The 14,424-nt window shown below is 50.6% G+C and carries 9 protein-coding genes; 4 read left to right on the top strand and 5 right to left on the bottom strand.

Going from position 1 to position 14,424, the window contains the following annotated elements; translation table 11 throughout:
- Positions 1-399: 399 nt before the first annotated feature.
- From GZ59_RS05940 to GZ59_RS05930, 3 genes are all read right to left on the bottom strand, one after another.
- The gene (locus tag GZ59_RS05940; protein WP_011092800.1) at positions 400-1,287 is read right to left on the bottom strand and encodes an SDR family oxidoreductase; all 888 of its coding nucleotides are present in this window, start codon (positions 1,285-1,287) and stop codon (positions 400-402) included.
- A 107-nt stretch (positions 1,288-1,394) separates the two neighbouring features.
- Complete coding sequence (locus GZ59_RS05935) at positions 1,395-2,276, bottom strand: SDR family oxidoreductase (RefSeq protein WP_011092799.1); 882 nt, start codon at positions 2,274-2,276, stop codon at positions 1,395-1,397.
- A 65-nt stretch (positions 2,277-2,341) separates the two neighbouring features.
- Positions 2,342-3,112, bottom strand: a complete 771-nt coding sequence (locus tag GZ59_RS05930) for an SDR family oxidoreductase (protein ID WP_011092798.1) — start codon at positions 3,110-3,112, stop codon at positions 2,342-2,344.
- 377 nt (positions 3,113-3,489) lie between these two features.
- On the opposite strand from GZ59_RS05930, the gene GZ59_RS05925 reads away from it, so the two are divergent.
- From GZ59_RS05925 to rcsB, 4 genes are all read left to right on the top strand, one after another.
- Positions 3,490-3,909 (top strand): winged helix-turn-helix transcriptional regulator, encoded by a 420-nt coding sequence (locus GZ59_RS05925; RefSeq protein WP_039290679.1) that lies wholly within the window; start codon positions 3,490-3,492, stop codon positions 3,907-3,909.
- A 136-nt stretch (positions 3,910-4,045) separates the two neighbouring features.
- Positions 4,046-5,215, top strand: coding sequence for an MFS transporter (locus tag GZ59_RS05920; RefSeq protein ID WP_039290676.1), 1,170 nt, complete (start codon positions 4,046-4,048; stop codon positions 5,213-5,215).
- Between the two features lie 16 nt (positions 5,216-5,231).
- Positions 5,232-7,913: a phosphotransferase RcsD gene (gene rcsD, locus GZ59_RS05915; RefSeq protein ID WP_039290674.1), complete on the top strand. Its 2,682-nt coding sequence runs from the start codon at positions 5,232-5,234 to the stop codon at positions 7,911-7,913.
- An 8-nt stretch (positions 7,914-7,921) separates the two neighbouring features.
- Positions 7,922-8,566 (top strand): response regulator transcription factor RcsB, encoded by a 645-nt coding sequence (rcsB, locus tag GZ59_RS05910; RefSeq protein WP_039290673.1) that lies wholly within the window; start codon positions 7,922-7,924, stop codon positions 8,564-8,566.
- Positions 8,567-8,602: 36 nt separating this feature from the next.
- On the opposite strand, the gene rcsC is transcribed toward rcsB, so the two are convergent.
- Positions 8,603-11,458 carry a two-component system sensor histidine kinase RcsC gene (gene rcsC / locus GZ59_RS05905; RefSeq protein ID WP_071882760.1) on the bottom strand — a complete coding sequence of 952 codons (2,856 nt, stop codon included), beginning with the start codon at positions 11,456-11,458 and terminating at the stop codon, positions 8,603-8,605.
- A 115-nt stretch (positions 11,459-11,573) separates the two neighbouring features.
- Positions 11,574-14,213 carry a DNA topoisomerase (ATP-hydrolyzing) subunit A gene (gyrA, locus tag GZ59_RS05900; RefSeq protein WP_039290669.1) on the bottom strand — a complete coding sequence of 880 codons (2,640 nt, stop codon included), beginning with the start codon at positions 14,211-14,213 and terminating at the stop codon, positions 11,574-11,576.
- Positions 14,214-14,424 lie beyond the last annotated feature (211 nt).

Here is a 14,424-nt window from a genome sequence, read left to right as displayed (position 1 = left end):
TATACGGGAAAAAAACACGTCGTGGGTGAGTGGTTACGCAAGACAAAAAAGCCACCTTCAGTCGAGCACGCCTCATCGCATTCTTTATGACGTGCCATCCCTAGCGCCACCCTTACGGGCCGTTGCTGATGCAACGTTAAAAATTTCTCCTGGAAATTTTTACCCCCTGAGGATTATCCGCATGACCAGAACGGTGAACATGAACTGAAATCGCATCAAACGGCAAAACGGGGCATATGCATCGGATTAAAATCGCACTTCATCATCATTATTATTGCTTCAATTTATCTATGCTTTTTTTTGCCGATTATTTAATCGGCATTTTTGTTTTACAGTATCTCTGGTCAAGCACTTCGCTGAACGCCCGCCATCCATAGAAATGCGTACACTGCCCCACCGTCAGATAATGCCACCATTGGCAAACACGGTTTGACCGTTCACCCACCCGCCGTCGTTACTGCAAAGCGTAGAGATGACGTTGGCAATATCTTCTGGCTCAGCCAATCGCTTGTGCGGTGTGCGCTGGGCAAAACCAGCAATTTGCTGCGGCGTCTTGCCATCGGTGAAGAGAGTCGTGTTGACCAATCCCGGAGCAATGGCATTGACCGAAATCATGCGGCCTTCCAATTCCTTGGCAAGGATATTGGCAAAGAGCTCTTGCGCAGCTTTGGAAGCAGCATACGACCCATAGGTCGGGCTGCGCAATTTCGTAATGCTTGAAGACAGCGTAAGAATTCTTCCGCCATCGCGTACGCGACGGGCAGCTTCGCGCAGGACATTGAAACTCCCCTTCACGTTAACCGCCATCATACGATCGAACTGCTCGTCAGAGAGTTCAGTAAAAGGTGCCAACTGCATGATGCCTGCGTTACTCACCACAACATCGACACGGCCAAAAGCCTCGTTATTGGCTTCAAACAAGCGGCGCACGGCTGACGGGTCACTGACATCGGCCTGTACGCTGATGGCCTTGCCACCTTCTTGCTCGATCTGCCGCACAACGCCAGCTGCCAGTTCGCGGTTAGTTAGATAGTTGACCGTGACACTAAAGCCATCAGCAGCCAGTCGCTTGGCAGTGGCTGCGCCGATCCCGCGTGACGACCCCGTAACCAATGCAACTTTGCCAGTAGCCGGCTTGGGTTGTGCGGCTTGAACTCCGCTACTCGCCGCCCCCATTAACAGCACGGCTGGCGCGGCCATGGCGGCGGCCGTCAACATTTTACGTCGATGGAGATTGGGTTCAGTTCCGGTCTTACCGGCGTGTTCATTGTCATTTTTCATGCTCATGATGTGTTCCTGAAATATTGAAAATCAGTTAACTGGACGCTGTAGCACATAGCTTGCGTCGACAAGCCCTCTCTGTGGGACATATCGACGTATTGACAAGAATGACCCTAGACCAGACCGCCGTTGGCATTCACCACCTGGCCATTGATCCAGCCTCCGCGTCCTCCAGCAAGGATTGAGACAACATTGGCAATGTCTTCCGGTTCACCAAGTCGTTTGTACGGCGTCTGCTGTGCAAACCCAGCGATCTGTTCTGGCGTCTTGCCGTCGGTAAAAAGAGACGTATTCGTGGTACCTGGTGCCACCGCATTGACGGAAATCATCCGTCCTGCCAGTTCCTTTGCAAGGATGTTGACAAACACCTCCACGGCCGCTTTGCTGGCCGCATAGGGACCGTAAGTGGGTGGGCGCATACTGGTGGTCCCTGATGAAAGAGCGATGATGCGTCCGCCATCAGAGACCTGCCTAGCGCCCTCACGCAGCGTGTGGAAAACACCTTTCATGTTGACGTCTATCAACCTGACATAGTCATCGTCACTCATATCGGCGAACGCCCCTAGCCTTTGGATTCCCGCATTCGCGACAACGATATCCACCTGACCGAACGCTTCACGGTGTTTGTCAAAAAGACGGCGCACAGCCTTGGCATCACTGACATCGGCTTGCTCGAAAATAGCTTTCCCGCCCGCAGACTCAATGTCACGCACAACCCCAGCCGCGAGTTCACGATTGTTCAGATAATTAACGGTCACCGCATATCCATCCAGAGCCAGTCGCTTCGCTATCGCCGCACCAATGCCTCGCGACGACCCCGTAACCAGTGCCGCTTTGCTATTGGTAGCATTGGATTGCGCAGCGGCAGCGACACCACTCGCCGGACCAAGAATCAATGCGGCTGGCACGGCTACAGCAGCGGCCGTCAGGATCTTGCGTCTGGAAAGGTTAGTCTCACCAGAACGAACGGGATTGTTGAAATCTTGTGTGGACATAACGAAATCCTTCACTATTGATTTGAGATTGCGGTAGAAAGCGATACCGCCGGTATGAGGAAGGCTTATTTACCCCTAGCGCGCTGCTCAGTTGCCCGCACGTTGATCAAATCAAACACCTGTTCGAAGCGCCCTTCACGCTCAGCCAAGCGTTGTAGTTGAGCGCGATCCACAACGATCTCGTTTGGCGTCGGTTGCTTGCAAAACAGAGCCATAACTTCATCGATGTATGCGTTCAGAGGCATGTAACCTTCGCGATCCGACTGACCCGGCGTGAGCTCGGTTTGGATACCCGGTGGCACGAGTTCGATGACTTCCACCTGATCCACGAGCTGATGCCGCAATGACAGGGTGTAGAAGTGAACGGCAGCCTTAGTCGCGCTATAAACCGCCGCATCAGCGCGCGGAACGAAAGCCAGACCCGAAGACACATTAACAATCGCTGGATTCTGTTGGCTCTTCAGGTGATCGATAAAGGCATTTGTGAGGCGGATAGGCCCAAGCACGTTCGTAGTAATCTGCGCCTGCGCATCGCACAGATCGCTTCTCGTACTCAGATCTTCGTAACGCATGATGCCAGCATTGTTAATCAGGACGTTAAGGGATGGATATTCCGTCACGATCCGCTGTGCAAACGCATTGATAGCCTTGGGATCATCGATATCTAATTCGAACGCGTGCATATTTTGTCGTCCAGCGATCGTCTCCTGCAGGAGAGAAGCTCGCCGACCCGTCACAATAACCGTGTTGCCGAGATCGTTGAAACGCTGTGCGAGCTCGCGACCAATGCCGGAACCACCTCCCGTAATGAGTATTGTGTTATTTGCCGTTTGCATAATTAGCTTCCCCTTCTCGTTTACATTCAGGAACTATCTCTTTTAAATTCAGGCGCTATGCAGCCGCATAGTCGATGCCCGTCTTCCGACAGTATTCGTGCGCAATAAGGAACAACATCGCAGGCCTAAGAAACAGGGGCTGCGCACAAATGCCAGATGCACGTTTCTACTGGAAAGCGGGTAGGCTTCAAAGAATAAGCACATCACAAACCTTTGGGAAGTAGGCACCATAAAGTGCAATACTTACCAAACAGTAAGCGTAGAGAATACGTGCTTTAAGGAACGTGGATACTTGACTCTCGATACCGCGATACGCAAACTTCGGGAAAGAAAAGCACCATAATGATCACCATTACCCAAAAGAAAGAGAGTGGCCTATGAGCATCGACGTCGCTAAACACTCAGAAGTCCAGAGAAAGCTTTCATCAGAGACAAAGCAGGATCCACGCGTAGAAGCACTGGTTAACGAAGTGATCGGCCGAGTAGCAGACAAATGGACGATGTTCATCCTTGAGGTCCTGGCTGAAAACGGAGAATTACGCTTCACACAATTGGCAAAAAAAGTGGCAGGGATCAGCCAGAAAATGCTGACGCAAACCCTGCGCCAAATGGAACGTGAAGGGTTGGTGATCCGCACCGTACATCCCGTTATTCCCCCAAAGGTGGAGTACCGCTTGACAGATCTCGGTCTTGGACTTGGAGCGGCGTTCTGTGGCGTGTGGGTATGGGCTGAGCAAAACCTTGAAATCATCGAGCAAGCCCGTGCCACATTCGATCTGCAAGCCAAAAGCAGCTAAGGCTGCACCAGGGGAAGTAGCCGGCAAAGTTTGCTGTCAATTATAGGCGTGATGAGCATCATGATTCTTTCCATTCAGACCGCTAATTATGGTAAAAAGAGGCCCTTGTTACATCGACCGGATAGCCTCGTTCAGGATGAGTACAACGCTGAATTCCGACCCGTTATGCATTAATCAGAATCTGTCAGGCAAAAAAGCACAGGCAGCGACACGCATCGTTTTCTTTGTTGCGGGCTTTGCCATGGCTTCCTGGGCACCGTTAGTGCCATTTGTCAAAACGCGGCTGGCTATCAGTGACGCTTCTCTGGGGATGTTACTGCTTTCTCTCGGTATTGGCTCACTGTTGGCCATGCCACTCACCGGCTTCCTTACCAGCAAGCTGGGATGTCGCAGCGTTATTTTGCTGGCAAGTGCACTGCTTTGTTTCGTGTTGCCCGCACTGACGCAGGCAGAAACACTGCCTATGATGGCGGTCATGTTACTCTTTTTTGGCGCCTCCATCGGCATGATCGATGTCGCGATGAATATTCAGGCCGTCATCGTCGAACGCGCCAGCGGTCGAGCCATGATGTCTGGTTTTCATGGTTTCTTCAGCGTAGGGGGAATTGTCGGTGCAGGTGGCGTCAGTGCCCTGCTGTGGCTTGGTCTGTCCCCACTGATGGCCATTCTGGCTATTGTCGCACTCATGCTGATATTCATGACAACGGCGCACAAACACCTGCTGCGCACCACGAATCAAGATAACAGCGGCCCGCTGTTTGTTATCCCACGCGGTTGGGTTATGTTCATTGGCTCACTGTGCTTCATCATGTTCTTAGCCGAAGGTTCCATACTGGACTGGAGCGCCCTCTTTTTAACGGTTGAACGCAACCTGAGCGGCGCGCAAGCGGGCATGGGCTATGCCGCGTTTTCCGTGGCGATGACGCTAGGCAGGTTGAATGGCGATCGCATCGTTAATGCGCTCGGACGCCACGCGATTCTTACCGGTGGCAGCCTCTGCGCCTCACTCGGCCTAGTGTTAACGATTAGCATTGATAACGCAGTAACCGCTATTCTTGGCTTCGTTATGGTCGGCGTCGGCGCATCCAATGTGGTACCGATCCTCTTCAGCGCAGCAGGAAATCAAAAAATCATGCCACCAAATCTGGCTATCGCTTCCATTACAACGGTAGGCTATGCGGGTATTTTGATCGGCCCAACCATTCTCGGTTTTATTGCGCAGTTCAGCAATTTAGCCACCGCATTCGGGTTTGTCGCACTGCTGTTGCTTGCCGTCAGCGCCAGCGCGCGTGCCGTAATCCGCTAATCAGGAGCGTTAATTGATGCCAGCCATAATCCTGCGTTATTTTTCTCTCCTTACGGTGTTATCGATCCTGATTACCGGAACGTTCGGCTATAGCTACATCAACGATTTGCTGGCGGACAAAAAACATTCACTGACGACCATTGCCCAAGGTGTTCAGAAACGCATTGATACCTACCGTTTCTTCACGTACCAAATTTACGGCAGTCTGAACAGCGAACCGTCCGCTAGCGACGCTAGCATTACCGCGATTAATTTAATGCCCAATGTTTTCTACGTAGAAAAAAATGGTCAGAAGACGGATGCTCTGATTTTTGGACAACACGATAAAGGAACGCTGACGTCGGTTCGCCGCATATCGCGTTACCTCGATATTCTTTGGGGAGCAGAGAATAACGTCTATTCCATGTATTACCTGAATGGCATCGACAACAGCCTGACGATGATTTCTACGCAGACGTTGAAAGATATCTCCTCGCAGTTCCGCGGCAATTATATTACGGTCATCGCCGAAGCCCGTCGGACGGAAATGCTGCAACAGGCGAATGTGTTAGACGAGCGCGAAAGTTTTTCTCCGCTGCGTAAATTACGCTTCTATAACGACTACTATTTTACGCTGCGCACGACATTCAATCAGCCAGGTCACCTAGCGACAATTCTGGCGTTCGATCTGCCAATTAACGATTTAATTCCAGACACGATCCCGCGTGAGTTCCTTATGCTGAAGCCGGATACACCAGCAGCCAGCAATATGGATAGCAATGGCGAAGGCACGGCCGACGTGCAGCTTCATGGCTCTAATCTGGAGATCTCCGCTACGCTCGTGAATGCACCGATAAAAATCGTTTTTCAGGTGCCCGTAAAAACACTGATTGTTGATTCATTGCGTAATAACATCTGGCTTCTGTTGTTGAATCTGGTTCTGCTGAGTGCATCCATCGCTGGTTTTTATCTTTTCCGTCGGAAGTATGCCCATCCAGGAGAGGACTTATCTCATCAATTAGAGAAGAAGCTGGATATTTACCGCGAAACAACGGGAAAAATCCCGATGGGCGTGCTGGTTTATGATTTCAGCAGCAACAAGGTGGTCATACAAAATGAGCGTGCAGAGCATCTGCTTCCGCACCTGAGCCTGCAAAAAATCACCAATATGGCGGATGAGCATCAAGGCGTCATTCAGGTCACCATTAATAATGAGATGTATGAAATCCGCCAAATCCGTAGCCAATATTCACCAGACTATTGCCTCTTCCTGCTGCGTGAACAGGATAAAGAGATTCTGGTGCAGCGGAAATTGCAGCTCGCCCAGCGTGAGTACGAAAAGAATATTCATGCCAGAAAACGCTTATTCCAAAATCTGCTCAGCGAATTCAAACAGCCACTGATTTCACTACAACAGCATATTTATGCGATACGCCACAGCGATACAGCAACCGTACAAACACAAACGCTGGATCAACTAACAGCGGATACCCGCTGCGCTATCGAACTGCTGGAAAATATCGCGTTGCATGAAAAACTGGAAGCGCAGGAATGGACCGTGATCAACGACAGCTTTTCACCGCTGGCGCTTATCGATAATGTTCTTCTTGAGCTGCTGCCACGATTGAATCAAAAAGGGCTGACCCTATTCCATCATTACAATGTGGATAGTAATCAAACTTACGTGGGTGATGCAGGGCTGTTGAAAAAAACGCTGGCACTGCTGCTAAATTATTCGGTAACCAATACGGATTACGGCAAAATTACGGTGTCGGTTGATAGAAAAAATAATGAGTCGGACATACTGATTATTCAGGTCAGCGATACAGGAACGAATGTTTCAGGTAAAGAGCAGGAAAATATTCGACATCCTTTCCTGCATCCTGCGTCTTCCGATCGTTTCGGACAAAATTCAGGATTGACCTTATTTTTGTGCAATCAACTCTGTAATAAACTGGGCGGTGCGTTAACCATCAACAGTAAATCCGGGTTAGGCACACACTATATTCTGACGCTCAAACTGGAACCGGAAACGCTTCCCGTTGAGGAAGAAAAGCTGTTGGATGGTATTACCGTTCTGCTGGATGTGACATCCGATGAAGTACAGCATATTGTCGGCCATATGCTGACAGGCTGGGGCGCTAATTATCAGGTCAGCGATGAACGCCAGATTAATCAGGAAGCGGATATCTTTATTACTGATGACCCGGAGAAAAAAGCAGATTATACGCTACTGTTGAGTCATGACGATGACACAGTAACGCCTTTGGGCCCGCGCCGTTTGCGGGTGAACTATAATATCAGCCACCTCCTACTGGAGGCATTGCTTAAGCTGATTGAACTGCAACTGGAAACACCACCCGATGCGATGCAAGAGGGGGAACCGAACGATGTCGAATTTTACGCCGCTCAATTGGCGTCAAGTGACTATTATTCGCTGTTCGTGGAGACAGTACCGGATGATTTAAAGAGGCTGTATACTGAAGCGGAAGCAGGCGATTTTCCGTCACTTTCGCAGACGGCACACCGGCTGAAAGGCGTGTTTGCCATGCTGAATCTGCATCCTGGCAAACAGTTGTGTGAACAGCTTGAACAGCATATTACCGCGCACGATAGTGTACAAATCGAGGCTAACCTTCATGAAATTGAGAGGTTTGTCAGTGCATTACTATCCCCAATAGAACCTAAAGGGCAGCAAGGTAGCCAACAAGATGAGTAACCAAAACAATGAGTAACCTAAACGTAATTATTGCCGACGACCATCCTATTGTCCTTTTTGGCATCAAAAAATCGCTTGAGCAGGTTGAATGGGTCAATGTGGTTGGCGAATTTGAAGACTCAACAGCGCTGATTAATAACCTGCCTAAGCTGGACGCTAACGTCTTAATCACCGATTTATCCATGCCTGGCGATAAATACGGCGATGGTATCACCCTCATTAAATACATTAAGCGCCATTTTCCTCATCTCTCTATTATTGTTCTCACCATGAACAATAATCCGGCGATTCTGAGCGCAGTATTGGATCTGGACATCGAAGGTATCGTACTGAAACAGGGCGCGCCGACCGACTTACCCAAGGCGCTGGCAGCCCTGCAAAAAGGGAAGAAATTCACGCCGGACAGCGTATCCAAAGTACTGGAGAAAATCAGCGCCAGCGGCTACGGCGATAAACGCCTGTCCCCGAAAGAAAGCGAAGTGCTGCGTTTGTTTGCTGAAGGCTTTTTGGTTACCGAAATCGCCAAAAAACTGAATCGTAGTATTAAAACGATCAGTAGCCAGAAGAAATCTGCCATGACCAAGCTGGGCGTCGAGAACGATATCGCCCTGCTGAACTACCTGTCTTCCGTTAATGGCACGCAGGTAGACTAAGCTTTTCCTTCCTGCACCAGCAACCGCTGGTGCAGGTTATTCCACAGATGTTCTCGCCTGACGGACCACGTTACTGTAATACGACAGCGCCTGCTGCAACGTACCCAGCGTAACCGGTTTTGACAAACAGTTATCCATCCCTGCCCCAAGACAACGATCTCGTTCTTCCGCCAACGCATTTGCCGTCACACCGATAACCGGGAAGCGTAATCCCTGCTCACGCATACGCTGTGTGAACAAGTAGCCATCCATATTCGGCATATTGACATCCGTCAGCACGATATCAATGTGATTTTTACTCAATACATTCAACCCATCGATGCCATCATTCGCCGTCATCGCCTGATAGCCCAGAGAACCGAGCTGATCCGCCAGCAGTCGACGGTTGATCGGATGATCGTCAACCACCAGAATCATAATGTCGCCATTCTCATCCCGCACATAGTTGGTCAGCGGTAGCGAAATCTCGGCATGAGTCCTGTCCTCACTTTCTGAGCGATAGATTTTCTCCAGTAAATCAGGCAGGTGTTGAGGTGTCGATGTCCCTTGCAGCCAGTGCCCTTCGCTAACTTTCTGCGCTGATCCTTTATGCGCACCACTCATCACGATATGCGCCCGAACGGCAATGTTTTCTGTCGATGTGTAATCACTAATCATTACATCATCAAGCGATACCGTTTGATTCTGATAACGCACAGCTTGCACGCCTTGTTCCTGCAACAGCGTCAGTAGATACGTCTCCAGCCGGGCATTGCGTACCCTCAACCAGCATATTTTCCCTTGCAGGCTGGCGTTGATCGCCACTGGAGCATAGTGCGCTTTATACAACGGAATCCTGACGCCAAACAGGCTGCCAAGCCCAGGTTCTGACTCGATGGTAATGTCACCGTCCATCAGATTGACCAGCTTTTCACAAATCGCCAGCCCTAAGCCTGTGCCCTGGAAATGACGCTGCACACCACTCCCGGCCTGGAAGAACGGATCAAACAACTTCACCGCCTCGCGCGGTTGAATGCCCACGCCGGTATCGCGCACCACAAATTCCAGATAACCATCGCGGCAACCTACTTCAAAAATGATGCAGCCCGTATCCGTAAACTTGATGGCGTTGCTCAACAGGTTAGATAACACCTGCTGCAAGCGCACGGGATCGCCAAACAGGCTGACGGGAACATTAGGATCGATAAAACAGTACAGTGTCAGACGTTTTTTGACCACCAGCGGGAGATAGTTGCTGGTAATGTGACTGATGACCTCATGCGGCGCAAATTCACACGGTTCTATCTTCAACTGCTCCGACTCAATCTTGGAAAAATCGAGGATATCGCTGATGATTTTCAGCAGCAGCGAAGAAGAGTTGTTCATCGCCACGACCAGACGGTTTGCATCCTTCGGCAGCGACTTGGTTTGCAGCAGGTCGAGATTACCAATAATCCCGTAAAGCGGCGTACGCAATTCATGGCTGACGGTGGCAAGGAACATCGATTTAGACTGGCTTGCCTGCTCGGCGGCATTTGCCATTTCCTGTAGCGACTCTTCCATTTTGACGCGTGCGCTGACGTCCAGCAGAACACAAATTGCCACATTTTCATTACGATAGCGCGAATGGACAAAGCTGATTTGCAGATGATGGTTGCGACTGGTCATGACATCGACAAATTTGGACTGCTGCTCGCAAATAATGCGGGTAATTCGCAGCCTATCCTCGTGGGTAAGCAGGTTGAGATAGTTGTGCGCCAGTTCGTTACTGAGGATATTCGTGCCATCATTAATACGCAGGATGCAAATTCCTACTGGCGCCGACGCCACAATCTTGCGGTTGAATTGCTCATTCTCTTCCAGTTGGAACGCATTCACTTCCGCAGGCAATAGCATTTTCCGCTCAAACACCAGCGCCAACACAAACAGAAAAATGGCCCATAGAATATTCAGCACGAGCATGTTGATCATCAATGCACTGATATGGGAGAGCAGCACTTTCAACGGCAGCGAATACACGATGCTGAATGAAGTCGGTGGCAGCGACTTTTTCAGAATGAGTTCATCATAGCCATTCACATAGCCAAAATAGTTATGATCGGAGGGATAACTGTCTACCGAAGACGCATAGCGCTCTTTAGCATCGGAAAACTGCAAAACAACCTGATTATATTGATCCAGCAGTCTGGCATTGATTGGAAATTTACCCACGGTGACGAAATCATCCAGACGAATCGTCTGCTCAATCCCCATGATGGCTTCCAGTTTGTTATCCACATAAATCGGCGTCAGCGCATATAAATAGCCGACATCGGGGACAGACGCGGGAGCAATCCAATAGAGCGTTTCATCACGGCCGGTTTGGGTGCGGTTTTTCTTCTGATCCTGAAACCGATCCTGCACGTTTTTAAGCAAATTATCACGATCGAGTGACTGGTTACGAATGCCAAAATCAACCATACAGCGCCGATCGCCGCCGACAAAAAAGACCCGATTGAGATCGTAGACGGCTGAGAAATTATCCTGCCAGCCGTTGAAAAAATGGCTCAATGAGAGCAGCGCCGTATTCCCGCCATATTGCGTGGAACACGTTGCGCCGGGAGCAAGGGCATAAACGGAGACACCGGGGCCTCCTTCCGTTGGCGGTTCTGCCTTTTCTCTCGCCAGAATCAGACGATTTGCCGCCAGATACTGGAGTTCGCGCACAATATCCGACGCGTGCCGAATGTAACCCTGCGACTGATCAAAGCTGAGATTATATTCCTGCCGCAGCTCTGACTCTTTTTCATTCAATACTTTAGTGACATAAAAAATGGATATCAGCGCTCCCAACACCCACAACATGACTGCCAGAACCCGAAATAAATAGCGGGAAACTTTTAATGTGGTATGGAATGAGGCGAGATATTTCAAGTGGATACCGTTGAATAATGGGAGAACCCGTTTGCTGATACACTACCGAGAGTCAATAAAAAAAGCCAGCGCATCGCGCTGGCTTAATCGACTCATTCCGGTTTAAGGAAAAGGCTTATTCGTCATCTTCAGCGATATCATCATCGCCATCAATGTCGTCGATAGCATCATCGTCTTCAGCGATTTCGCCTTCAACGCTTACCACGCCATCTAGCTCTTCATCTTCTACCGGTTCAGCAACGCGTTGCAGGCCAACAACATGTTCGTCTTCCGCTGTACGAATCAGCGTCACACCCTGTGTGTTACGGCCAACGATGCTGACTTCAGATACGCGTGTACGCACCAGCGTTCCCGCATCGGTGATCATCATGATCTGGTCTGCGGTATCAACCTGAACCGCACCAACCACTTTACCGTTACGCTCGCTGACCTTGATAGAGATAACCCCTTTCGTCGCACGCGACTTAGTTGGGTACTCACTCACGGCAGTACGCTTACCGAAGCCATTTTGCGTGACGGTCAGGATATCACCCTCGCCGCGAGGGATAATCAGCGAAACGACGCGATCTTCACCTTGCAGATTGATACCACGGACGCCCGTTGCCGTACGACCCATGGAACGCACCGCCTGTTCGGAGAAGCGAACCACTTTACCTTCCGCTGAGAACAGCATCGCTTCATCGCTGCCATCGGTCAGGTCGACGCCAATCAGCTCGTCACCGTCGTTCAGGTTAACCGCGATGATCCCCGCGCTACGCGGACGGCTGAATTCCGTCAGCGCCGTTTTCTTCACTGTACCGCTCGCGGTTGCCATGAAGATGTGGCGGCCTTCTTCGTACTCACGTACCGGCAGAATCGCAGTGATACGCTCATTCGGTTCAAGCGGCAACAGGTTGACGATAGGACGACCACGTGCGCCACGGCTGGCTTCCGGTAATTGATACACCTTCATCCAGTACAGACGGCCACGGCTGGAGAAGCACAGGATCGTATCGTGAGTGTTGGCCACCAGCAGGCGATCGATAAAGTCTTCTTCTTTAATACGGGCTGCAGATTTGCCACGGCCACCACGACGTTGTGCTTCGTAGTCGCTCAGCGGCTGATACTTCACATAACCCTGGTGAGACAGCGTAACAACAACATCTTCCTGATTGATCAAGTCTTCGATGTTAATGTCAGAGGTGTTTGCCGTGATTTCTGTGCGGCGCTCGTCGCTGTACTGCGTTTTGATCGCTTCCAGCTCTTCGCGGATCACTTCCATCAGGCGCTCAGGATTATTGAGGATATAAAGCAGCTCGGCGATCTCCGCCAGCAGGTCTTTATATTCATCCAGCAGCTTTTCGTGCTCCATACCGGTCAGTTTCTGCAAACGCAGATCCAGAATCGCCTGCGCCTGCTGTTCCGTCAGGTAGTAACGACCGTCACGGATGCCGAACTCTGGCTCCAGCCACTCTGGACGCGCAGCATCATCGCCCGCACGTTCCAGCATGGTAGCAACACTGCCCAATTCCCATGCTTCTGCGATCAGTGAAGCTTTCGCTTCAGCAGGTGACGCAGCACGACGAATCAGTTCGATAATCGGATCGATGTTCGCCAGCGCAATCGCCAACCCTTCCAGAATATGGGCGCGGTCACGGGCTTTACGCAGTTCAAAAATGGTACGGCGCGTCACCACTTCACGGCGGTGGCGCACAAACGCAGCCAGAATGTCTTTCAGCGGCATGATCTTCGGTTGGCCCTGATGCAGTGCCACCATGTTGATGCCGAATGACGTCTGAAGCTGCGTCTGAGAGTACAGATTATTCAGGACCACTTCGCCCACGGCATCACGCTTAATCTCGATAACGATACGCATACCGTCTTTATCGGATTCGTCACGCAGTGCGCTAATGCCTTCAATACGTTTATCTTTGACCAGTTCGGCAATTTTCTCGATCAGGCGAGCTTTGTTCACCTGATACGGAATTTCATGCACGATAATGGTTTCACGCCCAGTTTTCGCGTCCGCTTCAACTTCGGCACGCGCACGGATGTAAATTTTGCCGCGCCCGGTACGATAGGCTTCTTCAATGCCGCGTCGGCCATTGATGATTGCCGCCGTCGGGAAATCAGGGCCTGTGATGTGCTCCATTAACCCTTCAAGGCTAATGTTCTCATCGTCGATATACGCCAGACAGCCGTTCACGACTTCTGTCAGGTTATGCGGTGGGATGTTCGTTGCCATCCCGACGGCGATACCGGAAGAACCGTTAATCAGCAGGTTGGGAACACGCGTAGGCATGACATCAGGAATCTGCTCGGTGCCGTCATAGTTCGGCACAAAATCGACCGTCTCTTTTTCGAGATCGGCCAGCAGTTCATGAGCAATTCTCGACATGCGAATTTCGGTATAACGCATGGCCGCAGCAGAGTCGCCGTCAATCGAACCGAAGTTGCCCTGACCATCAACCAGCATGTAGCGCAGTGAGAAAGGCTGCGCCATACGCACGATGGTTTCATAAACGGCAGAATCACCGTGCGGGTGGTATTTACCGATGACATCCCCGACGACACGGGCGGATTTTTTATACGGTTTGTTCCAGTCGTTACCCAGTACGCTCATTGCGTACAGTACGCGGCGGTGTACCGGTTTCAGTCCATCTCGAACATCTGGCAATGCACGTCCGACAATAACGGACATCGCATAATCCAGATACGAGCTTTTCAGCTCTTCTTCAATAGTGACCGGTGTGATTTCTCTGGCAAGGTCGCTCATGGAGCCGCTATCCCTCTATTTAGGCATCTACCCGTGTTCAGAAAAGTGAACCGTTCAGAAAGGTGAACTGTTCAAAAGGTGAAAAATTATATCACAAACCGCCGTTTCGGGGGAAACTCACTTCCGCTCTGAACAGACTGTTTTCCCAGTGAACGTTTATCCCGTAGAGAAAAGCGACACCGCTGCACGTTGCGACACGAAGGGAGTATAC

The sequence above is a fragment of the Pectobacterium atrosepticum genome, from assembly GCF_000740965.1.
GTDB lineage: Bacteria > Pseudomonadota > Gammaproteobacteria > Enterobacterales > Enterobacteriaceae > Pectobacterium > Pectobacterium atrosepticum.
Note: the sequence above shows the minus strand (reverse complement) of the source record. Positions and strands in the feature narration are given on the sequence as shown.